The organism is Nocardioides sp., from assembly GCF_050246775.1.
Taxonomy (GTDB): domain Bacteria; phylum Actinomycetota; class Actinomycetes; order Propionibacteriales; family Nocardioidaceae; genus Nocardioides.
The window spans coordinates 250,789-272,258 of record NZ_JBFWVK010000005.1 but is presented as its reverse complement, the minus strand read 5'-3'; the positions used below and the strand labels follow the sequence as shown (position 1 = coordinate 272,258).

Annotated in this window: 24 protein-coding genes; 13 read left to right on the top strand and 11 right to left on the bottom strand. The window is 67.6% G+C overall.

Translation table 11 applies throughout. The features are described from left to right. Nucleotides 1-582, bottom strand: coding sequence for a DUF3043 domain-containing protein (locus tag AB7I40_RS19940; RefSeq protein WP_428345339.1), 582 nt, complete (start codon nt 580-582; stop codon nt 1-3). A gap of 102 nt (nt 583-684) precedes the next feature. Between AB7I40_RS19940 and AB7I40_RS19935 the strand changes: the two genes are divergently transcribed. The 5 genes from AB7I40_RS19935 to AB7I40_RS19915 all read left to right on the top strand — a co-directional run bounded on the left by AB7I40_RS19935 (nt 685) and on the right by AB7I40_RS19915 (nt 4,013). Next, on the top strand, nt 685-1,470 hold the full coding sequence (locus tag AB7I40_RS19935; protein WP_428345338.1) for a PspA/IM30 family protein: 786 nt from the start codon (nt 685-687) through the stop codon (nt 1,468-1,470). Beyond that, on the top strand, nt 1,467-1,745 hold the full coding sequence (gene pspAA, locus AB7I40_RS19930) for a PspA-associated protein PspAA (RefSeq protein ID WP_428345337.1): 279 nt from the start codon (nt 1,467-1,469) through the stop codon (nt 1,743-1,745). The genes AB7I40_RS19935 and pspAA overlap by 4 nt, the downstream gene beginning before the upstream one ends. A 2-nt stretch (nt 1,746-1,747) precedes the next feature. After that, on the top strand, nt 1,748-2,668 hold the full coding sequence (gene htpX / locus AB7I40_RS19925; RefSeq protein ID WP_428345336.1) for a zinc metalloprotease HtpX: 921 nt from the start codon (nt 1,748-1,750) through the stop codon (nt 2,666-2,668). Nucleotides 2,669-2,673: 5 nt separating this feature from the next. Continuing rightward, nucleotides 2,674-3,231, top strand: a complete 558-nt coding sequence (gene pspAB / locus AB7I40_RS19920) for a PspA-associated protein PspAB (RefSeq protein WP_428345335.1) — start codon at nt 2,674-2,676, stop codon at nt 3,229-3,231. A gap of 170 nt (nt 3,232-3,401) precedes the next feature. Continuing rightward, nucleotides 3,402-4,013, top strand: coding sequence for a hypothetical protein (locus tag AB7I40_RS19915; protein WP_428345334.1), 612 nt, complete (start codon nt 3,402-3,404; stop codon nt 4,011-4,013). On the opposite strand, the gene AB7I40_RS19910 is transcribed toward AB7I40_RS19915, so the two are convergent. Genes AB7I40_RS19910 through AB7I40_RS19900 form a run of 3 tightly spaced genes read right to left on the bottom strand, consistent with a single transcriptional unit; the run spans nt 4,014 to nt 7,018 of the window. Beyond that, the gene (locus AB7I40_RS19910; protein WP_428345333.1) at nt 4,014-4,928 is read right to left on the bottom strand and encodes an AEC family transporter; all 915 of its coding nucleotides are present in this window, start codon (nt 4,926-4,928) and stop codon (nt 4,014-4,016) included. Between the two features lie 16 nt (nt 4,929-4,944). Continuing rightward, nucleotides 4,945-6,117 (bottom strand): quinolinate synthase NadA, encoded by a 1,173-nt coding sequence (gene nadA, locus AB7I40_RS19905; RefSeq protein ID WP_428345332.1) that lies wholly within the window; start codon nt 6,115-6,117, stop codon nt 4,945-4,947. A gap of 19 nt (nt 6,118-6,136) precedes the next feature. Beyond that, a complete protein-coding gene (locus AB7I40_RS19900; protein ID WP_428345331.1) occupies nt 6,137-7,018 on the bottom strand; it encodes a GNAT family N-acetyltransferase in 882 nt (293 codons plus the stop codon). 33 nt (nt 7,019-7,051) lie between these two features. On the opposite strand from AB7I40_RS19900, the gene AB7I40_RS19895 reads away from it, so the two are divergent. Both AB7I40_RS19895 and erpA read left to right on the top strand, forming a co-directional pair. Next, nucleotides 7,052-8,125, top strand: a complete 1,074-nt coding sequence (locus AB7I40_RS19895; protein WP_428345330.1) for a glycerate kinase family protein — start codon at nt 7,052-7,054, stop codon at nt 8,123-8,125. Nucleotides 8,126-8,243: 118 nt separating this feature from the next. After that, the gene (gene erpA / locus AB7I40_RS19890) at nt 8,244-8,597 is read left to right on the top strand and encodes an iron-sulfur cluster insertion protein ErpA (RefSeq protein ID WP_428345329.1); all 354 of its coding nucleotides are present in this window, start codon (nt 8,244-8,246) and stop codon (nt 8,595-8,597) included. A 58-nt stretch (nt 8,598-8,655) separates the two neighbouring features. On the opposite strand, the gene AB7I40_RS19885 is transcribed toward erpA, so the two are convergent. Continuing rightward, nucleotides 8,656-8,880 (bottom strand): hypothetical protein, encoded by a 225-nt coding sequence (locus tag AB7I40_RS19885; RefSeq protein WP_428345328.1) that lies wholly within the window; start codon nt 8,878-8,880, stop codon nt 8,656-8,658. A 63-nt stretch (nt 8,881-8,943) separates the two neighbouring features. Here AB7I40_RS19885 and AB7I40_RS19880 point away from each other — a divergent pair, with 63 nt between their 5' ends. Beyond that, nucleotides 8,944-9,930, top strand: a complete 987-nt coding sequence (locus AB7I40_RS19880) for a carbohydrate kinase family protein (RefSeq protein WP_428345327.1) — start codon at nt 8,944-8,946, stop codon at nt 9,928-9,930. Nucleotides 9,931-9,938: 8 nt separating this feature from the next. Here the strand turns inward: AB7I40_RS19880 and AB7I40_RS19875 are convergent, their stop codons facing one another. After that, nucleotides 9,939-10,166: a sulfurtransferase TusA family protein gene (locus AB7I40_RS19875; RefSeq protein ID WP_428345326.1), complete on the bottom strand. Its 228-nt coding sequence runs from the start codon at nt 10,164-10,166 to the stop codon at nt 9,939-9,941. Further along, complete coding sequence (locus AB7I40_RS19870; protein WP_428345325.1) at nt 10,163-11,317, bottom strand: cysteine desulfurase family protein; 1,155 nt, start codon at nt 11,315-11,317, stop codon at nt 10,163-10,165. The genes AB7I40_RS19875 and AB7I40_RS19870 overlap by 4 nt, the downstream gene beginning before the upstream one ends. Before the next feature lie 93 nt (nt 11,318-11,410). On the opposite strand from AB7I40_RS19870, the gene ctaC reads away from it, so the two are divergent. From ctaC to AB7I40_RS19845, 5 genes are all read left to right on the top strand, one after another. Continuing rightward, nucleotides 11,411-12,280 carry an aa3-type cytochrome oxidase subunit II gene (ctaC, locus tag AB7I40_RS19865; protein ID WP_428345324.1) on the top strand — a complete coding sequence of 290 codons (870 nt, stop codon included), beginning with the start codon at nt 11,411-11,413 and terminating at the stop codon, nt 12,278-12,280. 59 nt (nt 12,281-12,339) lie between these two features. Then, entirely contained in the window at nt 12,340-14,025 is a 1,686-nt protein-coding gene (ctaD, locus tag AB7I40_RS19860) for an aa3-type cytochrome oxidase subunit I (protein WP_428345473.1), read from the top strand. Next, the gene (locus tag AB7I40_RS19855) at nt 14,022-14,417 is read left to right on the top strand and encodes a cytochrome c oxidase subunit 4 (protein WP_428345323.1); all 396 of its coding nucleotides are present in this window, start codon (nt 14,022-14,024) and stop codon (nt 14,415-14,417) included. Before ctaD ends, AB7I40_RS19855 begins: the two co-directional genes overlap by 4 nt. A gap of 137 nt (nt 14,418-14,554) precedes the next feature. Then, the gene (locus tag AB7I40_RS19850; RefSeq protein ID WP_428345322.1) at nt 14,555-15,760 is read left to right on the top strand and encodes a L,D-transpeptidase; all 1,206 of its coding nucleotides are present in this window, start codon (nt 14,555-14,557) and stop codon (nt 15,758-15,760) included. A 170-nt stretch (nt 15,761-15,930) separates the two neighbouring features. Continuing rightward, entirely contained in the window at nt 15,931-16,911 is a 981-nt protein-coding gene (locus AB7I40_RS19845) for a type IV toxin-antitoxin system AbiEi family antitoxin domain-containing protein (RefSeq protein ID WP_428345321.1), read from the top strand. An 82-nt stretch (nt 16,912-16,993) separates the two neighbouring features. Here AB7I40_RS19845 and AB7I40_RS19840 read toward each other — a convergent pair whose 3' ends face one another. The 4 genes from AB7I40_RS19840 to qcrC form a co-directional block, all read right to left on the bottom strand. Continuing rightward, nucleotides 16,994-17,686, bottom strand: a complete 693-nt coding sequence (locus AB7I40_RS19840) for an HAD family hydrolase (RefSeq protein WP_428345320.1) — start codon at nt 17,684-17,686, stop codon at nt 16,994-16,996. A gap of 82 nt (nt 17,687-17,768) precedes the next feature. After that, entirely contained in the window at nt 17,769-19,514 is a 1,746-nt protein-coding gene (gene qcrB, locus AB7I40_RS19835) for a cytochrome bc1 complex cytochrome b subunit (protein WP_428345319.1), read from the bottom strand. Then, nucleotides 19,511-20,563, bottom strand: coding sequence for a cytochrome bc1 complex Rieske iron-sulfur subunit (qcrA, locus tag AB7I40_RS19830; protein WP_428345318.1), 1,053 nt, complete (start codon nt 20,561-20,563; stop codon nt 19,511-19,513). The genes qcrB and qcrA overlap by 4 nt, the downstream gene beginning before the upstream one ends. Further along, entirely contained in the window at nt 20,560-21,441 is an 882-nt protein-coding gene (gene qcrC, locus AB7I40_RS19825; RefSeq protein ID WP_428345317.1) for a cytochrome bc1 complex diheme cytochrome c subunit, read from the bottom strand. Before qcrC ends, qcrA begins: the two co-directional genes overlap by 4 nt. Nucleotides 21,442-21,470 lie beyond the last annotated feature (29 nt).

Genomic DNA, 21,470 nt, shown 5'->3' with positions numbered 1-21,470 from the left:
TCAGCGGTAGGTCTCGGGCAGGTCCTGCCCGATCTTGACCCGCGACTTCGGCAGGCGCATGAACCGCATCTGCAACGCCCGCATCAGGGCGTAGTAGGTGGTGCCCTTCGTGGGCTCGTTGGGGAAGCGTCGCCTCAACTCGCGGCGCAGCCGGAGGCGCAGCATCACCATCTCCACCGCCACGAGCAGCAGGGTGCCGAGCAGGATGGAGTTGCCGATCCGGGCCGCTGCGTCGTTGCCGGAGTAGCCCAGGACCAGGGTCAGGATCATGAGGGGGATCATCAGCTCGACGAACGAGAAGCGGGCATCGACCATGTCGCGGATGAAGGCCTTGACCGGGCCACGGTCACGAGCCGGCAGGTAGCGGGGGTCGCCACCCTTCATCGCGGCCCGCATCTTCTGGCTCGAGTCCAGGCGCCCCTCTCGTTGCGCGGCCGCCATCTCCTTGCGGGTGCGCGGCGCCTTGGCGCGGGCCTTGGCAGCCGCCTCGGCCTCCTTGCGGGTGGGCGTTGCTCGACCCTTGCCGCCCTCCTTGACCTCGGAAGTGTTCGCGGCGTGGTCGGTCTTGGTTCTGCGGAACAACGAAGGGTCCTTCTCGGACTGCGGATGAGTGGTGCGCTGCCGGGTCCACCTTACCCGGCGTCCACTCTCGTCGGGACTTGCGTTTCCCTCTAGGGTTGAGCCATGAGTCTCATGCAACGCATCAGCCTGATCTTCCGCTCCAAGGCCAACAAGGTGCTTGATCGCGCCGAGGACCCGCGCGAGACGCTCGACTACAGCTATCAGCGCCAGCTCGACCTGCTGACGAAGGTGCGCCGCGGCGTTGCCGACGTCGCGACGAGCCGCAAGCGCGTTGAGCTTCAGGTCAAGCAGCTCGAGAGCCAGGCCGCCAAGCTCACCGACCAGGCTCAGAAGGCCATCGCCATGGGCCGTGAGGACCTCGCCCGCGAGGCCCTGACCCGCAAGTCGGGGCTGGCCCAGCAGATCACCGACCTCAAGGCCCAGCACGCCCAGCTCCTGGGCGAGGAGGAGAAGCTCACCCTCGCGCAGAAGCGCCTGCAGGCGAAGGTGGAGTCGTTCCGGACCCGCAAGGAGACCATCAAGGCGACCTACACCGCGGCCGAGGCCCAGACCAAGATCAACGAGGCGATGTCGGGCATCGGCGAGGAGATGGGCGACGTGGGCATGGCCATCCAGCGGGCCGAGGACAAGACCGCTCAGATGCAGGCGCGTGCCGGAGCCATCGACGAGCTGATCGCCTCGGGTGCGCTGGACGACGTCTCGGCTGTCGGGTCGGGCGACGACATCGCCCGCGAACTCGACTCCATGAGCTCCCAGGCCGATGTCGAGGCCGAGCTGGCCGCGTTGAAGGGCATCCCCGCCCCGTCCGCCTCGCCGGCCATCGAGGCCGGTCAGGACGGAGGAGACATCCTCCAGGTGGAGCCCACCAAGCAGGAGGGCCAGGCATGATCGTCCGGATCCTCGGTGAGGGCCAGTACGACGTCGACGACGCCGCGCTCGACCAGCTCAACACGCTGGACTCCGGGGTCGAGGCGGCTGTCGAGGCGGGCGACGAGCCTGCCTTCGCGTCGGCACTCGCCGCCCTGCTGGACGGCGTCCGTTCGGCAGGCACGGCGCTGGCGGATGAGGCTCTCGACCCCTCCGACCTGATCCTCCCGCCGGCCGACGCCAGCATCGACGAGGTGCGCGACCTCCTCAGCGATGACGGACTGATCCCCGGCTGACGGTGGCCAACTCCCGCTTCATCAAGGACACCGGACTGACCGTCCGGATGACCGCAGTGATGTTCTTCCTCGGCGCCCTCTTCGTGGCGGTCGTGGTGACGCTGCTGTTCGTGTTCCCGCCGCAGTACGCACCGTTCATCGGCCTGATCTCGTTGGGCTTCGTGTTCTACCAGTGGTGGACCTCGGACACGGTGGCGATGCGGGCCATGCGGGCTCGCGAGGTCAGCCCGGAGGAGGCGCCGGAGCTGCACGGGATGATCGATCGGCTCTGCCAGCTGGCCGACATGCCCAAGCCCCGGGTCGGGATCTCCGACATCGACCTGCCGAACGCCTTCGCCACCGGCCGATCACCCAACCGGTCCGTGGTCTGTGTGACGACCGGGATCCTGCAGCGACTCACGGCCGAGGAGCTCGAGGGCGTGCTGGCACACGAGCTGTCGCACGTGGCGCACCGCGACGTACTCGTGATGACGCTGGCGTCGTCGGCGGGCATCGTGGCCGGGATGCTGACCCGCTCGGCCCAGTACGGCGGCTTCGCGCTGGCCGGGCGGCGCAACAACAGTGACAACGGTGGCGCTCCGGCCTACCTGGTGGTGCTGGCCGTCAGCCTGGTCGTCTATGCGATCAGCTTCTTCGCGATGCGCCTGCTCTCGCGCTATCGCGAGCTCTGTGCCGACCGTTCCGGGGCCTACCTGACGCAGAAGCCGGGGGCACTGGCCTCCGCGCTGCAGAAGATCACCGGCGAGATGGCGGCGATCCCGCAGAAGGACCTGCGCGCCAGCAGTGCGATGAACGCGTTCTTCATCGCCCCCGCGATCAGCGGTGTCAGTCTGAAGACCCTCACCTCGACGCATCCGTCGCTGGAGCAGCGCCTGGAGCAACTGGCCGAGATCGCGACCGAGCTGGGGCGTCCCCTGCCGTGAACTTCATGGACTCGATCCTGGGGCGCAATCGCCCCCGAGCCGCCCGCCTGGACGCACTGTTCGGCCTGCCCAACGCGGCATTGACCCTCGAGACGACGTCAGGGTTCCGGCCGGTCGGGTCCGGGGCGGTGTGCTACCGGGCGGCCGAGGGCGCGGCTGCTGCCCAGACCCGCGCCGACATCATCGAGCTGCTTGATGCCGACGACGACGGCCCGGACCTCGAGACGGTCACCGACTCGTTCGGTTTCACCTGGCTCATCACCCGGCAGGACGACATGTCGGTGTTGTGCACCGACCTGCACGCCATCAACACCAGCCTCGAGGAGCAGGGCTTCGGGTCCGGTCTGCTGTGTTCGATGGTCCCGTTCGCCGACGCGCAGGGACGACACTTCGGACTGGTCTACCTCTACAAACAGGGCACCTTCTACCCCTTCGCGCCGAAGGAGCCGCCGACGCGAGACAACCTGCTCGAGCTCCAGGTCCGCGACCTGCTCGCCGGAGAACTCCCCGTGGAGAAGGACCTCACCCGGTGGATGGCGCTGTGGGGGGCGCCGGGTCTCTAGGTTTCCCCGGTCGCCCGGTGAAACTCGCGGTTGTCAGCCATCGCAACGGCTGACAACCGCCAGAACCCCCGGCCGACCGGTGATTCCTGGAATACAGAGTGACCTGGTGGCAGGCGCACACGCGCGCCCCTGCCGAGCTTCACACCCCGGGTCGCTTGTAACTTGGCCCCATGAACGATGTGCCCTGGATCGAAGCCGCCACCATCGGCAGCGAAGCCGCCCGGGAGACCTGGGCACTGGCCGCCCGGCACCTCCTGGCAGACGTCGCAGCCGACTATCACGCGGTGATGACGGTGCAGGAGCTCGGCGAGGGAGTGCAGCAGCGCAGCCGGATCCGGACCCGTCAGGCCGTCCACTACTGGATCGGCGACGTGCTGTTCCGGGTGGCTTCGGACTGCGAACGCCGACGTGAGCCCAACCTGGGGGCGCTGTGCATCCGTGCCGACGGCACCATGGGGGACTGGTACGCCGACACGATCCTCACCCTGCGCTCGGAGTCGGTCAACGACGCGGACGAGCACGCCGCGTTCGAGCGGCTTGAGTGCTACCGACGCCACGGTGCCGAGATCCCGCCCGGTGGGGGTGAGCCGGCTCGTACCGTGCGGGTGCCCGGTGCGCGCACACGCCCCACCAGCCGGGTCGGCGCCCCGGCCCGGAGCCCCCGGGCTGGGAAGCCGACCAAGCCGGCCCGGGTCGCCAAGAGCGACGCACCACCGCCCAAGGTCTGCGACCGCTGCTTCATGGCGCTCCCGGCATCAGGGATCTGCGACTACTGCGACTGATCAGCCCAGCACGGCCGCGATGACCACGATCAGTGGCACGCACAGGCACGTCGTCACCAGGATGGCGTCGCGTGCCAGGAGTTCGCCGCGGCCGTAGCGCGTCGCATGGGTGAAGACGTTCTGCGCTGTCGGCAGCGCACTGAGGACAGCGACCGCGAGCAGCGCTGTGCCCGACAGCCCCAACAGGCTTCCGGTGAGCGTGGCCACGAGTGGCTGCACCACGAGCTTCAGGGCGCTGACCACGGTGATCTCGCCGATGCTGCCGCCCGCGCCGAAGCCTCCACCCAGTCGCAGGGAGATCCCGTAGGCGACCAGCACCGAGGGCACTGCCATCGCCCCGATCAGGTCGATGGGAGCCAGCACCGGCCCCGGGATCGATGTCGCTGTCAGCGACAGGGTCAACCCGGCCAACACCGCGACCGTCAGCGGGTTGGCCAGGGGCAGCAGAAGGGCGCTGCGTGGGCGGTCGCGCTTGGCATCGTGGTCGAGCAGGCCCACGCCGATCGGGGTGAGGACCGCCAGTTGGAGCAGCAGCGTCGGCACGACGTACGTGACGTCGCCCAGGGCGTAGGCCGCGACCGGCAGCCCCAGGTTCCCGGCGTTGACGTAGGAGGAGCAGAATCCACCGATCACCGTGTCGCCCAGCCCACGGTGCCACACCCAGCGTGCGGCTGCGACGTAGATGGCCAGCGGGACCAGGACGCCGACGACGGTGGCCAGCAGTTGGCGCGAGAGCACGTGTGACACGTCGGTGCGCGAGACCAGCGACAGGATCAGCGCCGGGCTGGCCACGAAGAACGACACCTGCGACAGCACCCGGGCCGCGGAGAGGTCGACGATCCGCAACTGGGCGAGCAGGGCTCCCAGGGCGATCACCACACCGATGGTGGCGAACCCTTCAAGTACGCCGGACAACCGCCGGGGTCAGTTCTCAGTCACGGTGGGACTTGCCCGGAAGATCCAGCATCCGCTGCAGGGCGATGTTGGCCCAGTGCTCGGTGTCGGGGTCGACCGAGATGACATTGACGACGTTGCCGGCAACGAGGGACTCGAGCGCCCACACGAAGTGCGGGAGGTCGATCCGGTTCATGGTCGCGCAGTAGCAGACGTTCTTGTCGAGGAACATGATGTTCTTGTCAGGGTGGGCGCCGGCCAGGCGCTTGACGAGGTTGAGTTCGGTGCCGATCGCCCAGCTCGAACCGGCTGGCGCTGCCTCGATGGTCTTGATGATGAACTCGGTGGAGCCCACCAGGTCGGACTTGAGGACGACGTCGTGGGTGCACTCCGGGTGCGCCAGGATCTTGACGTCCGGCACCTTCGCGCGAAGCTCGTCGACCACGGCGGCGGAGAACCGACCGTGCACCGAGCAGTGCCCCTTCCACAGGATCATGCGAGCAGCGCGCAGCGCCTCGACGGTGTTGCCGCCGTTGGGCTGGCGCGGGTCCCACACGACACAGTCGTCGAGGGAGAAGCCCATCTTGAGCACGGCGGTGTTACGACCGAGATGCTGGTCGGGCAGGAAGAAGATCTTGGCGTCGGGCACCTGCTCGAAGGCCCATTCCAGGGCGACGTCGGCGTTGCTCGACGTGCACACAGCGCCGCCGTTGCGGCCGCAGAACGCCTTGATGTCGGCGCTGGAGTTCATGTAGGTGATCGGGACGACGCTGTCGGCGATCCCGGCCGCGACCATGGCGTCCCAGGCGTCCTCCACCTGGCCGAGCCGGGCCATGTCGGCCATGGAGCATCCCGCCGCCAGGTCGGGCAGGATCACCTGCTGGTCGGGAGACGTGAGGATGTCGGCGGACTCGGCCATGAAGTGCACACCACAGAACACGATGTATTCGGCCTCAGGTCGGGCCGCGGCGTCTCGGGCGAGCTTGAACGAGTCCCCGGTGACGTCGGCGAACTGGATGACCTCGTCGCGCTGGTAGTGGTGCCCGAGCACGAACAGGCGCTCGCCGAGCGCCGCCTTGGCTGCCCGCGCGCGCTCGACCAGGCTCGGATCCGAGGCAGCAGGCAGGTCTCCGGGGCATTCGACTCCGCGTTCGGAGTCGAGGTCCTTGCCTTTGCCGAGCGGGAGCAGGGGCAGGTCGATCGTCGTCATGGAGCCATCGTAGTCCGGCTCACAGGAAGGCTCCGTTGTGGAGGTACGGCGCGGGCAGGGTCATCCGGCGCAGCGCCAGGTACCCCTCCTGGTGCACATCGAGTCGGGCGGCGAGGCCCACGTCGAGCGCCCACTCGTTGGCCGCTGTGAGGTGGCCGACCGTGGCGGAGTCGCCGCTGCCGGCCAGGGCCTCCCAGAGCAGGCGTACGGCGGTGCGCCGGTTGGTCGCGGCCAGCAGCTGCACCTGCGAGCGTTCATCGAGATAGGCGTAGCCGGAGCCGGTCGTGGTGTCGGAGACGATGAGGCGCCACAGGGACTGCATCACCGCGTGATCGGGCCCATGGGCGGCGCCGCGGGTGCGCCGGTCGATCGAGTCCATGAGGTCGATGTCCGCGGTCGACCCCTCGCGCACCTTCTCGATCACCGGAATGGCGGCCCGGTCCACCGAGCCGGTCAGGAACATCTGGGGATGCAGTGAGAAGCCGGCCATCCGGTAGCGCCGCACTGCTTTGGGGTCTGACGAAGCCGCGATCATGCCGCGCAGCGAGCCGTCTCCGTGGCGCAGTGCCGCGGCGAGCAGTTGCTTGCCGATCCCGCGACCCTGCAGCCCGGGGAGCACGGCGTACGTCGCGAGACACCACAGCTTCTCCCGGTTGTACGACGTGGCGACCCCGAGCATCCCGCTGTCGTCCTCCGCGACCCAGGAGCCCCCTGGATCGGTCTGGAGGAAGTGGGTCGTGCGGGCGACCCACATGGTGGCCCGGTGCGGGGGGCGCAGCTCCGGCTCGGGCAGCGCCGGCGAGGCCGAGCGGAGGTCGAGCTCGTGGAAGCTGAGCGCGCTGAGGCGCTCCGCGGCAGGAACGTCCTCGGGTCGCATCGGCCGAATCGTCACCTCGGTCACCGGGCAAACCTAACGGGAGGTCAAGATGGGCGCATGCGGGTATTGATTGCTCCGGACAAGTTCGCCGGGACGCTGAGTGCGGTCCAGGCTGCCGAGGCCATCGCGGAGGGTTGGTTGCGCCGCTCGCCCGGCGACGAGCTCGATCTGGCCCCGATGTCTGATGGCGGTCCCGGCTTCGTCGACGTGATCCACACCGCACTGGGGGGCGAACTGCTCGCCGCCACGGTCGAGGGCCCTTTCGGCGATCCGGTGCCGGCGTTGATCCTGCGCGAGGCGGACACGGCGTACATCGAGAGCGCCCAGGCCTGTGGTCTGCCGCTGACCCGGGACGGCGACCCCGAGAAGGCGTCCTCGTACGGCGTCGGGCAGCTGCTGGCAGCCGCGATCGACATGGGGGCGCGGCGGATCGTGGTCGGCCTCGGCGGCAGCGGGACCACCGATGGGGGCGCGGGGCTCCTGGCGGCGTTGGGGGCCCAACCGGCCGAGCTGTTGCACGCAGGCGCCGCCGGCCTGGCCGGACTCGACACTGTCTTGCTCCCTGGCAGGCCGGAGGTGGAGATCGTGATCGCCTCCGACGTGGACAGCCCGCTGACCGGACTCTTCGGCGCAGCCAAGACGTTCGGCCCCCAGAAGGGCATCGCGGAGGATCGGCTGCCGGCTGTCGACGGCCTGCTGGAGCACTTCGCTGCCCGCACGGACCGCAGGCTCTCCCTGGAGAAGGGTGCGGGCGCCGCGGGAGGACTCGGTTTCGCGCTCATGCTGCTGGGCGGACGTCGAGAGCCGGGCATCGATCTGGTGGCCGGCATCGTGGGACTCGCCGACCGGGCCCGCAAGGCCGACCTCGTGGTCACCGGGGAGGGGGCGTTCGACTTCTCGAGTCGTTCCGGCAAGGTGCCCTACGGCGTGGCCGCGATCTCGGCCGAGGCCCTGCGGCCGTGCATCGCGCTGGCCGGTCAGGTGCTGATCGGTTCGAGGGAGATGCGGGCGTTGGGCATCGAGGCCGCCTACTCCCTGGTGGACCTGGTCGGGGAGCAGCGGGCCATGGGCGACCCAGCGGCGTCGCTGGCCGAACTGGCGCAGCGTACGGCGCGGACCTGGTCCCGATAGGGACGTTGTGTCAGTCCCGGTAGGGACGTTGTGTCAGTCCCGGTAGGGAGGCCCCGGGAATAACCGCCGGTGTGCGAAGATTGGAACCTGCAAGACCACAGACTTTGGGAGCAGACACATGACTGAGCAGGCATACGAGACCCGCACCGACCAGATCAACCTGTCTCCGGTGGCGGCCGAGAAGGTCAAGAGCCTCCTGGCGCAGGAAGGTCGCGACGACCTCGCGCTGCGGATCTCCGTCCAGCCCGGCGGCTGTTCGGGACTTCGCTACCAGTTGTTCTTCGACGAGCGCACCCTGGACGGCGACGTCGTGACCGACTTCGACGGCACGTCGGTCGTGGTCGACCGGATGAGCGTTCCCTACCTCAACGGTGCGGTGATCGACTTCGTCGACAGCATCGAGAAGCAGGGCTTCACGATCGACAACCCCAACGCGACCGGTTCGTGCGCGTGCGGTGACTCCTTCAGCTGAGACCACAGCACAAGAGCCCTGCCGGAGCGATCCGGCAGGGCTCTTGTGCGTTGAGTGACTAGTCCTGGTAGAGCGCGGCGGCCAGTCGGGCGGTCGCCTCGCTGACGGATATGTCGCGCTTGGCCACATCGACAGGGTGATCCTCGTAGCGCAGTGACGGCGCCGGCTGCGAGGCGGCCTTGGCGATCCGGTCGAAGCGGAGCTTGACCTCGATGCTGTGGCAGTCGGCGACCATGTCGAGGGGAGTGGCCAGGTCGTCGTAGGCGCGTCGGTCGGTGTCCATGGTTCGAGGCTAAGCGCTACTTGCCGGTATCCCCAGCGACACAGCCGGGTAGGGTTTCGCAACATGTCATTGCTGATCACCGGCTCCATCGCCACCGACCACCTGATGTCCTTCCCCGGACAGTTCTCCGACTCGTTGGTCGTCGATCAGCTCGACAAGTTGTCGGTGTCCTTCCTGGTCGAGGACCTCGAGGTGCGGCGCGGAGGCTGCGCTGCCAACATCTGCTTCGGTCTCGGCAACCTGGGCCTGCGCCCGGTCCTCGTGGGCGCGGTGGGCGAGGATTTCGCCGAGTACCGCTCCTGGCTGGAGCGTCACCTGGTGGACTGTGACTCCGTCCATGTCTCCGAGACCCGCCACACCGCACGATTCGTGTGCACCACCGACACCGCGATGGCCCAGATCGCGTCGTTCTACGCGGGGGCGATGAGTGAGTCGCGTGAGATCGAGCTCAAGCCCATCGTCGACCGGGTGGGTGCGCCGGACTACGTCCTGATCGGGCCCGATGACCCGGCCGGGATGCTGCGCCACACCGAGGAGTGCCGTCAGCGGGGCTACCAGTTCGTGGCCGATCCCTCGCAGCAGCTGGCGTTCGGCGACGGTGACCTGATCCGTCAGCTGATCGACGGGGCACACATCCTGGTCTCGAACGAGTACGAGGCCAGCATGATCACCCAGAAGACCGGCTGGACCCGCGATGACGTCCTCGACCGGGTCGGCACCTGGGTGATCACCCTGGGTGCGCAGGGCGTGGCCATCGAGTCCCGCAAGGCTGACCGGATCACCGTGGCGGCCGTTCCGGAGATCCGCAAGGTGGAGCCCACCGGGGTCGGCGACGCCTTCCGCGCCGGCTTCCTCGCCGCCCTCACCTGGGGCCTGGACCACGAGCGGGCCGCGCAGCTGGGCTGCCTGCTCGCGGTCTATGTGGTGGAGCAGGTGGGCACCCAGGAGTACGTGCTGTCGCGTGCCGAGTTCGTCCGGCGCCTCGAATCCGCCTACGGCCCGGATGCGGTCGCCGACATCGAACCGCACCTGGCCACCTTCCGCCCCTGACCCCTGCGTCAGCTGAGTCGACGCACCAGGTAGCGCGGGGTCCCGTCCTGGGCGGTGTCCTGCCCGACGTACTCCTGTGCCCGCATCCGGCACCAGGCCGGTACGTCGACGGCCGCGGCCAGGTCGGTCGACACGACCGCCACCATGCCCCCGACGTCGATCTCGGGCAGCGCCTTGGCGAGCTCGATGATGGGAAGTGGGCAGCGCAGGCCACGGCAGTCGAGCTCGGTGATCACAGCCCCGCCTCGCTGCGGATCCGAGCCACGATCCCTGGCAGGACGCGCAGGAACTCCTCCACCTGCGCCGAGGTCGTCTCGCGGGTCAGGGACACCCGCAGGTTGCCGTGCGTGAGCACCCCCATCGCCGCCAGGACGTGGCTCGGGGCCAGGGTCGATGCGGTGCACGCGGAGCCACTGGCCACGCTGAAGCCGTGGCGGTCGAGCTCGTTCACCAGGACCTCCCCGTCCACGTAGAGGCACGAGAAGGTGAGCAGGTGGGGGAGGCGGTCCTCGGGATGGCCCACCACCTCGACATCGGGAATCTCGCGCTGGACCACGGTTCTGATGCGCTCCACCAGGGCATGGAGGCGCGCCGACACCTCGCTGCGCTCGGCGACCACGGCCTGCAGGGCAGCGGCCGCCGCGAGCGCCGCCGGGACGTTCTCGTAGCCGCTGGTGCGCTCGTCGATCCGGTCATCACCCGGGAACGGGTTGCGCCAGCGGGTGCCCTTGCGCACCAGCAGCACTCCGACCCCCGAAGGCCCACCCCACTTGTGTGCTGACAGTGCGGCCGTCGACCAACCGGATGGCAGGTCGGTGTGCCCGGCCAGCGCGCATGCGTCGACGAACAGGGGTACGCCGTCCAGCCCAGCAGCCACCTCGGTGACCGGCTGGAGTGTCCCGAGCTCGTGGTTGGCCGCCTGCAGGGCGACTGCCGCGACCCCGGGCAGGGCTGCGGCCCGGATCGTCTCCGGTGCTGACACCCGGCCGAACCGGTCCACCTCCAGCGCGAGGTGGTCCTCGACCTTGGTCCATTGCAGGGCGTGCAGGACCGCCGAGTGCTCGACCGAGGAGTGGACGACCCGGTGTCCGCGCCGTACCTGCCCGTGAGCGAGGCCGAGCAGCCCGCGATGCACCGCGTCGGTGCCCGACGTGGTGAAGGTGACTTCGTCCGGCCGGACCTCGAGGCACGAGGCGAGGACCTCGCGTGCGTTGTCGAGCAGCAGACGTGCGGATCGGGCCGGGTGATGCAGCCGGCGCGGGTCGGCGTACCCCTTGTCCAGAGCGGCGGCGAACACGTCGCGAGCGGCGGGGTGCAGGGGTTGCGAAGACGCAGCGTCGAAGTAGCCACCGATGGAGCCGGGTCCGGCCTCCGACGCTTTTGTCACACGCCGAACCTACCGGGCGACCTGCCGTCCACACCGGGGGTGAAGTCCAGTAGTGTTCTTGCTGTCCGCTGTAGTTGAGAGAGGGGCTCGTTCGTGGGTCTGCACCTCCCCAAGACTGCTCGACGTCTCGGCGTCGTGGCACTGCTGGGTTTCAGTCTGCTGATGCTCGCCGGATGTTCCCAGGAGACCCAGGACCAGGCATCGCGTTTCGCCATGCCCGCGGACTCTCCCGCGACCATCCAGGGTCAACACATCGCAGACCTGTGGAAGTGGTCATGGGTCGCCGCTCTCGCCACCGGCATCGTGGTCTGGGGGTTGATCTTCTTCGTGGTGTGGCGCTACCGCCGCCGCAGCGACGACGAGATCCCGGTCCAGACGCGCTACAACCTGCCGCTGGAGATCTTCTACACCATCGCGCCGATCATCATGGTCGTCGTGCTGTTCCAGCACACCGTCCTGGCCCAGAACGCGGTCCTCAAGCTCGAGGACAACCCCGACCACGTCGTGAAGGTCGTCGGTCAGCAGTGGACGTGGACCTTCAACTACATGGACGAGGACGTCGCCGACGGCCAGGTCGTCTACTCAGCCGGCACGGCGCGCGACATCCCGACGCTCGTGCTGGTCGAGGGCCAGACCGTCGAGTTCCAGCTCAGCAGCCCTGACGTGATCCACTCGTTCTGGATCCCAGCCTTCCTGATGAAGATGGATGTCGTCCCGGGGCGCAACAACCGCTTCCAGGTGACGCCCAACCAGATCGGCGAGTTCAAGGGCAAGTGCACCGAGCTCTGCGGCGTCTACCACTCGCGCATGCTCTTCAACGTCGAGGTCGTCTCGCAGGCGGACTTCGACCAGTACCTCCGCGACCAGATCGCCAAGGGCTACGTCTCCGACGAGCCGCTGCTCGGCGGCGACGACGCCACCACCCTAACCGGCCTCAGCGACTCCGAGGGAGGCTCCGAGTGAGCACCGCAGCAGCAGTGGACCGCCCGGTCCGCAAGCCTCTGGGCCAGTTGCTGGTCCGGATGATGACCACGACCGATCACAAGCTGATCGGCAAGATGTACCTGGTCACCTCGTTCGCCTGGTTCCTGATCGGTGGCCTGATGGCCATGTTGATCCGATCCGAGCTGGCCTACCCGGGCATGCAGGTGGTCAACGACGAGGTCTACAACCAGCTGTTCACCATGCACGGCACGATCATGCTGCTGTTGTTCGCGACGCCGCTCTTCTTCGGGTTCGGCAACGTGATCATGCCGCTCCAGATCGGTTCGCCCGACGTCGCGTTCCCGCGACTCAACATGTTCAGCTACTGGCTGTTCCTCTTCGGCGGACTGATCGCGGCCTCCGGCTTCCTCACGCCCCAGGGCGCGGCCGACTTCGGCTGGTTCGCCTACACGCCGCTCTCCGACGCGGTGCGCTCGCCGGGCATCGGTGGCGACCTGTGGATCATGGGTCTGTGGATGGCCGGTCTGGGCACCATCCTCGGTGCGGTCAACTTCATCACCACGATCATCTGCATGCGCGCCCCCGGCATGACCATGTTCCGGATGCCGATCTTCGTGTGGAACACCTTGATCACCTCGCTGCTGGTGCTGATCGCCTTCCCGATCCTGGCCGGCGCCCTGCTGTCGCTCGAGGCTGATCGACTCCTCGGTGCCCACGTGTTCGACGCGGCCCATGGTGGGCCGATCCTGTGGCAGCACCTGTTCTGGTTCTTCGGACACCCGGAGGTCTACATCATCGCGCTGCCGTTCTTCGGCATCGTGACCGAGATCCTGCCCGTCTTCAGTCGCAAGCCGATCTTCGGTTACGTCGGCCTCGTCGGCGCCACGCTCGGCATCGCGATCCTGTCGGTGGCCGTGTGGGCCCACCACATGTTCGTCACCGGTGCGGTGGACCTCCCGTTCTTCTCCGGCATGACGTTCCTGATCGCGGTGCCCACCGGAGTGAAGTTCTTCAACTGGATAGGCACGATGTGGGGGGGATCTCTGTCCTTCGACACCCCCATGCTGTGGACGATCGGCTTCCTCACCACGTTCCTCTTCGGTGGGCTGACCGGCATCATCCTGGCCTCGCCGCCGCTCGACTTCCACGTCTCCGACTCCTACTTCGTGGTGGCGCACTTCCACTACGTGGTCTTCGGCACCGTCGTGTTCGCGATGTTCGCCGGGTTCTACTACTGGTGGCCGAAGATGACCGGTCGGATGCTCAACGAGCGCCTCGGCAAGATCCACTTCTGGTTGCTGTTCGTGGGCTTCCACACCACCTTCCTGGTCCAGCACTGGCTGGGTGTCGAGGGCATGCCGCGCCGCTACGCCGACTATCTGCCCGACGACGGCTTCACCACCCTCAACCAGGTCTCCACGATCGGCGCCTTCCTACTGGCGGCCTCGACGCTGCCGTTCTTCTACAACGTGTGGATCACCCGCAATGCGCCGATGGTGGGCGTGGACGATCCCTGGGGCTGGGGACGGTCCCTTGAGTGGGCGACCTCGTGCCCGCCGCCGCGACACAACTTCGTCAGCATCCCGCGGATCCGCTCGGAGTCGCCCGCCTTCGACCTGCACCACCCGGAGATCGCGGCCCTGGAGTACGACGACAACAACGGCCTGGAGACGGAGGCCGAGGTCGCTGACGCCCCAGCCATGGAGGGCCGGGCTGAGATGCTCAAGGACCGGATCGACGGCCAGGAGGACGACCACCGATGAAGGACGAGACCTGGATCTTCGCCATCACCACGGGATTCCTCGTGCTGGTGTCCCCGGCCTACTGGTTCATCACCGGAGACTGGACCGGGACCTCGGCACTCACCATGGCCACCCTGCTGGTGCTCATGATCTCGCTCTACCTCGGGTTCCACGCCTCCAAGATGGAGCCGAGGCCCGAGGACCGCAAGGACGCCGAGATCGCGGACGGAGCCGGGGAGCTGGGCTTCTTCCCGCCGTACTCCTGGTGGCCGCTGTGGTGCGGGCTCACCTTGGCCATCTGTGTGCTCGGAGTCGTCTTCGGCTGGTGGCTGTTCATCCTGGGCGCGGCGCTCGGCATCATCGCGCTGAGCGGTTGGGTGTTCGAGTTCTACCGCGGCGAGCACGCTCACTGAAGATCTCGCTCTCGCGTCTCTCTCGCGCAAGCAACCAATCCGCCCGGACTCGCGTCTAGAGTCCGGGCGGTGTTTTTGTGTTGTTTCGTCCGCCGCCTACCCTTTTACCTAGTCAACCTTCTCTGGGGGAACCGAACATGTCTGTGCGCCGAATCGTGACGGCGTTGAGCATCGCCGCTCTGACGACTGTCTGCCTGACAGCGTGTGACGGCAGTGCCGGCGCGCCTGCGGCCGAGTCGACTGACGGCAGCTCATCCTCCGGCACCCCGTCCACCTCTGATTCGTCTGAGGCCACGCCGGTGACGGTGACCGCCAACGTGAAGGGTCGCGGCGTCGCCGTCGACTCCGTGGTCAAGATCTCGGCCGAGGGCGGCACGCTGGAGAAGGTCACCGTGAAGTCGCCCGAGGGTGCACTGGCGGGGGCCATGGAGTCGGACGGCACCTGGGTGGCCAGCGACCTGCTGGAGCCCGGGACGACGTACGTCGTGAAGTCGGTGGCCATGGCCTCCGACGGTTCGAGCCAGCGCAGCCGCAGCCAGTTCCACACCAAGGACCTGACGCTCGACCAGCAGACCTATGCGTCCGTGGCTCCGCTCGATGGCGAGACCGTCGGTGTCGGCATGCCCGTCATCGTGACCTTCGACGTCCCGGTGACCGACAAGGCATCCATCGAGAAGCACCTCAAGGTCACCAGCACGCCTGCCCAGAAGGGCAGCTGGCACTGGATCAGCAGCCAGGAGGTCCACTGGCGACCGAAGACCTACTGGAAGTCCGGCACTGACGTCGCGGTCGACATCGACGTCAACAGTGTGCCGGCCGGCAACGGCATCTTCGGCCAGGAGGACCGGCACATCGACTTCCACGTCGGGTCGGCCAACATCTACAAGGTCAACGCCCAGACCCACCAGATGAAGGTCTACTCCAACGGCGAGCTGCTGCGGACGCTGCCGATCACCACGGGCAAGCCTGGGTTCACGACCCGCTCGGGCACGAAGGTGATCATCGAGAAGTTCTCCAGCAAGCGGATGAACTCCGAGACCGTGGGCATCGCCGCGGGAAGCCCGGACGCCTACGACATCGACGACGTCAAGTGGGCGATGCGGGTGACCTACTCCGGTGAGTTCATCCACGGGGCGCCTTGGTCGGTTGCCTCGCAGGGCTACGACAACGTGTCGCACGGCTGCACCGGTATGTCGGATGCCAACGCCAAGTGGCTCTACGACATGTCCAAGCGTGGCGACGTCGTCGAATACACCGGGACCGACCGGCAGATGACCCTCACGAACGGCTACGGCGACTGGAACGAGTCGTACGCGACCTACGCCGGCGGCTCCGCTCTCTGACCTGTCGCAGATGTACGTCTGATCCGCGCTGACCTGTCGCAGATGCACGTCTGATCCGCGCTGACCTGTCGCAGATGTACGCCTGATCCGTGCTGACCTGTCGCAGATGTACGTGGGCGCATGCCTGGCTGAGCACGGTTGTCCACAGAACGCTGATTTGCCGCTGGTGTGTGAGCGACAGCGGCGGCACCTTTGCGGGCATGCGCCCGATGCCACAAAGTCCGTTCCTCGACGACACCGCACCCGTCCCGCTGGACAGGCCGTTCTCCTCGGCCGAAGCGCGCGCCTGGGGGGTGAATCGACGGGTGCTGTCGCGCTGGGTGCGCGACGGTCTGCTCATCCATCCGATCCAAGGGGTCCATCATGTTGCTCAGCTTCAGGATTCACTGGAACTGCGGATCGCGTGCCTGCGGCTCGTCGTACCGTCGGACTCGGTCGTCACAGACCGCACCGCTGCCTGGTTGTTGGGCGCGCCCATGGCGCTGGCGCCCGGCGACCACCTTGTCGTGCCCAGGGTCTCGCTCTTCCGACCGCCGGGCTACCGCCTCCGCAACTCGCTCGCGGCCAGCGGAGAGCGGACCCTGGCAGCAGACGAGGTGACAACGGTCGGTGGTGTCCGGGTGACGACCGCGGTCAGGACGGCGTGTGATCTGGGCCGACTGCTGCACCGGGATCAGGCGCTGGCGGCAATGGACGCGATGATGCGCGCGGGCAGCTTCTCGTCCTCCGAACTGCTGGACAGCACTCGGCGCTTCAGGGGCTACCGGGGCATCCGCCAGCTCCGCTCGCTGGCCCCCATTGTCGATGGGCGCGCGCAGTCGCCGGGCGAGAGCATTCTGCGGCTCAGATGGATTGACTGTGGGCTCCCGACGCCCACCCCGCAACTCAGGGTCGAGGCACCGTCCGGCTTCTACTTCCTCGACCTGGCGGTGCCAGATCTTCGTTACGCTGCAGAGTACGACGGGGCTCAGTGGCACGGCCCGGAGCAGGAGCGGCATGACGCGACGCGGCGCGCCTGGGTGGTCGAGGCGTTGCACTACGAGTGCGATGTGTTCCGTGCTGCGAACATCCATGGTCCCCTTCAGGATGCCGACCTACGCCTGAGGGCGGGGATCGCGAGAGCGCGGCGCCGATTCGGTCGCGCAGCCTGAGCGCACATCTGCGACGGGTCGGCGTGAGGTGCGTGTACATCTGCGACGGGTCGGCGTGAGGTGCGTGCACATCTGCGACAGGTCAGGGGATGAGGGCGGGGTCGGCGAGGGTGCGGATGCTGGCGGCCGCGCCGTCGAACCCGTAGGTAGGGCCTTGGGCACCGCGATCCAGGTGAACTGCCTCGAGTCCGGCAGACAGCGCTCCCTGGACGTCGGTGGTCAGGTTGTCCCCGACCATCCGCAGTTCGGCGGGGGAGTGGCCCAGGCTGCTCGCAACGGCCCAGTAAGCGCTCGGGGCCGGCTTGGCGACCCCGAGGGCCGACGAGGCGAAGATCGGGCCACAGTGCTCGATCAGTCCCGTGGCCCGTAGTTTGGCGGTCTGTTGGTCGAGGTCTCCGTTGGTGAGGACAGCGACGTCAAGACCCGCCGCCTGGGCCCCGCGCAGCGCGTCGAGGGCGTCGTCGAAGGCGCGCCAGGCAGCTGAGTAGGCGGCCAGGTAGTCCAGGAACGCGCCCTCCAGGTCCACGGTCGCGTCCAGGCCCAGTGCGTGCACGAACTCCTGCATCCGCAGGCGGCGCTGGCCTGCGTAGCTCAGCCGACCATCGAGGTAACCCTGGTAGTGGCGGGCGTCGAGAGCGAACCACAGAGCCTCGATCTCCTCGGGCGCCAGTGACGTCGGGCCCAGGGTCGGCGCCCAGGTGCGGAGTCCGTGGCGCGCGGCACCCTCGTGGTCGAACAAGGTGCCGTCGAGGTCGAAGACGATGGCCTTGATCACAGGATGACACTCCCTCTCCGGGGTTGACGGGCAAAGCGAAGGCCCCCGATCCGCACAGCTGGATCGGGGGCCTTCGTCGTGGTCAGTGACCTGGGCGGATCGGCTCTTCGTCGATCGTGTGTCGCCCGTCGAACTGGTGACCGTCAGCCGGGTGGTCCAGCCCCGCCTCGAGCTCGTGCTCGTGCTCGGCGTGGTGGTGGCCCTCCTCGAGTTCCTCCGCGGTCGGCGGCGCGATGTTGTCGGCGTACATCAAGGTCGACAGCTTCGCGCGCAACTTCTCCTTCAGGGTCCCCGGAGCAGCCACGCCGTTGGCGTCGGTCGCGCCCGGACCCGTGTAGACCTGATCGGCTTCACGCGCGGTGAGCTTGTAGGCCTTCTCGACCGGGAGCGGCAGGTGCTTCTCGCTGTAGCCACCCTCGGGCGAGCGCATGATCACGCCCGACTCGTAGCCGTGCAGCACCGTCTCCTTGTCGTGACGCTGCAACGAGATGCACCAGCGCCGCGCGATGATGAAGGCGATCACCGGCCCCACGAACACAGCCACCCGGTTGAAGTAGGTGATCTGTTCGATGCTCAGGTGGAAGGTGATGCCGATGATGTCGTTGCCACCGGCCATCCAGAGGATGCCGTAGAACGTCATCAGCGCCACCATGACCGCCGTGCGCGTCGGAGCGTCGCGCGGTCGGTAGAGCAGGTGGTGATCGCGTTTGTCCTGGGTGATCCAGGAGTCGATGAACGGCAGCATCATCAGGATCGTGAACATCAACCCGGGCAGGACGATGATCGGCAGGAACACGTTCCACGACAACGTGTGGCCCCACAGGTGCGTCTCCCAGCCGGGCATGATCCGCAGGGCGCCGTCCGGCCAGCCCATGTACCAGTCGGGTTGGGAACCGGCGGTGACCTTGGAGGGATCGTAGGGTCCGAACTTCCACACCGGGTTGATCGTCAGCAGCCCGCCCATCAGGGCGACCATGCCGAAGACGATGAAGAAGAACCCGCCGGCCTTGGCGGCGTAGACCGGCAGCATCGGGTAGCCGACGACGTTGTCGTTGGTGCGTCCGGGGCCGGGCCACTGAGTGTGCTTGTGGTAGACGAGCAGCAGCATGTGGGCCGCGATCAGGGCGAGCAGCAGGCCCGGGATCAGCAGCACGTGGACGGTGTAGAGACGCGGGATGATCGACTCACCCGGGAACTCACCACCGAACAGGAAGAACGACATGTAGGTGCCGACCACCGGCATCGACTTCATGAAGCCGTCCGCGGCACGGATGCCGGTGCCGGACAGCAGGTCGTCGGGCAGCGAGTAACCGGTGAAGCCCTCGAGCGTGCCGAGCAGCAGCAGCAGGGAGCCGATGACCCAGTTGAGCTCGCGGGGCTTGCGGAACGCACCGGTGAAGAAGACCCGCAGCATGTGGATCATCATCGAGGCGACGAACAGCATGGCGGCCCAGTGGTGCATCTGCCGCATCAGCAGTCCACCGCGCACGTCGAAGGAGATGTCCAGGCTGGAGCGGAACGCCTCCGACATGGGTACGCCGCGCCACTGGGCGTAGGAGCCCATGTACTCGACCTCGGCCATGCTGGGGCGGTACCACAACGTCAGGAACACGCCGGTCAGCAGCAGGACCACGAAGCTCCACAGGGCGATCTCACCGAGCATGAAGGACCAGTGGTCGGGAAACACCTTGCGCAGGTTCTTCTTGGCCAGGGTGGCCAGGCCCAAGCGTTCGTCGGCCCACTCAGCTGCTGCGCCGGCCGGGTTGGCCTTCTTGGCCTTGGCGGCGGTCTTGCCGTTGGTGCTGGCGACCTGATCGGTGGCACTCATGACGAGTCACGCTCCCAGAAACTCGGGCCCACGGGTTCGGTGAAGTCGCTCTGTGCGACGAGGTACCCCTCTGAGTCGACCGCGATCGGCAGTTGGGGCAGTGCACGGGCGGCCGGCCCGAAGATGACGCGCCCGGAGTCGGCCAGGTCGAACGTCGACTGGTGGCACGGGCACAGCAGGTGGTGCGTCTTCTGTTCGGCCAGGGAGATCGGGCAGCCCACATGGGTGCAGATCTTGGAGTAGCAGACCACCCCCGACACCGACCAGTTCTCCCGATCCTTGTTGGGCACGATCTCATCGGGGTTCATCCGGATCAGGATGACCGAGGCCTTGGACTTGCCGACCTGCATTTCCAGGCCGGTGAGCTCGGGGTAGCCGTTCTCCTCCGTGGGGAATAGGGCTTCGGGCTGCGCGTTGGCCAGGTCACCGATCTGCAGGTCCGAGAGCAGGATCGGGGTGCCGGTGACATCGCGCACGATGCGCATGTCCTTCTCCCAGATGGTGCTCAGCAGCTTGTCGCCCGGTAGCGGGCCGAGGTCACGCAGCCCGACCACGAGCGGGATGCCGATCAGGCTCACCGCGCCCAGCAACGTGTTGCGGATCAGCGGGCGACGGCCGAGGCCGGACTCCTCGAGTCCCTGGGAGAGCGCCTCCAGGGTGACCTCGCGGTCTTCGTCGGACGACTTCGCCGGGTGCCGCATCTCGGAGATCTCATGATCGGCCATCAGCTTGCGGGCGAGCTGGATGATGCCGATGCCGATGAACAGCAGGGCGAGCCCGAAGGTCAGGCCCAGCGCCACGTTGGAGGCACCGAAGCCGGCGAAGACGGTGGCGTCCTCGCCGATGCTCAACGTGAAGTAGGCGACCACGAACAGCACGGTGCAGACCATCGACAGCCCGAAGAGCATGGCGACCTGGCGCTCGGCGCGCCGTTCGGCCTTGGGGTCGACGTCGGTGGGGCGCCAGTGGTGCTCAGGCATCCCCGGGTTGGGGATGACCTCGACGATGCCGCTCGTCTCAGCGGGCAGGTTGTCGTTGGATTCGCTCACGCGGACGCCTCCTCGTTCTTGGTCTTGCTCGATCGCGTGGTGTGCGCAGCGATCCACACGGCGAAGCCGACCAGGATGCCGATGCCGATCAACCAGGCCGCCATGCCCTCGGTGACCGGTCCGAGTCCGCCGAGACTGAGGCCGCCGTACTCCGGGGACTCGCGGATCGACTCGAGGTAGAGGATCACGTCGCGCTTGTCCTCGGGGGAGATGTTGCCGTTGGAGAAGACATCCATCTGGCCCGGGCCGGTGAGCATGGCCTCGAAGATGTGGATCGGGCTGGTCTCGGTGAGCGAGTAGGCGATCTTGCCCTCCGGCATGGCGCCACCGTTGCCGCCGAAGTTGTGGCAGGCGGTGCAGTTGGTGAGGAAGATCTGGCCGCCGTTGGCGATGGCCTTCTCCTTCTCCTCCGCACTCATGCCCTCACTGCTGAACTCCGACTCGTCCGGGATCGCCGGGCCGGGGCCCAAGGAGGCCACGTAGGCCGCGAGCTGGAGGATCTCCTCCTCGCTGTAGACGACCTTCTTCGGCGGACCCTGCGGGCCGGGCTGGGCCAGCGGCATGCGCCCGGTGCCGAGCTGGAAGTGGGCGGCAGCCGCGCCGACGCCGACCAGGGACGGCCCGAGCTGCTGGGTGCCGTCCTCGGTCAGGATGCCTTCGCCGTTCTGGCCGTGGCAGAAGGCGCAGCCGACCAGGAACAGCTTGCGGCCGGCCTCCACCTGTGCGGCGTCGGACTCCTGCTGACCTGCGTTGGCAGGCGCGAAGGCCGCGAAGAGTCCGCCGGTGAGCAGCAGGCCCAGCACGATGACAAGGAAGCCCGCGAGCGGACCTCGACGGTGCCGGGAGATTCGTCCGGCGGAGCGATTCAAGAAGCGCACAGATTCAGTCCTGGTTCTCGTCCGGGCCG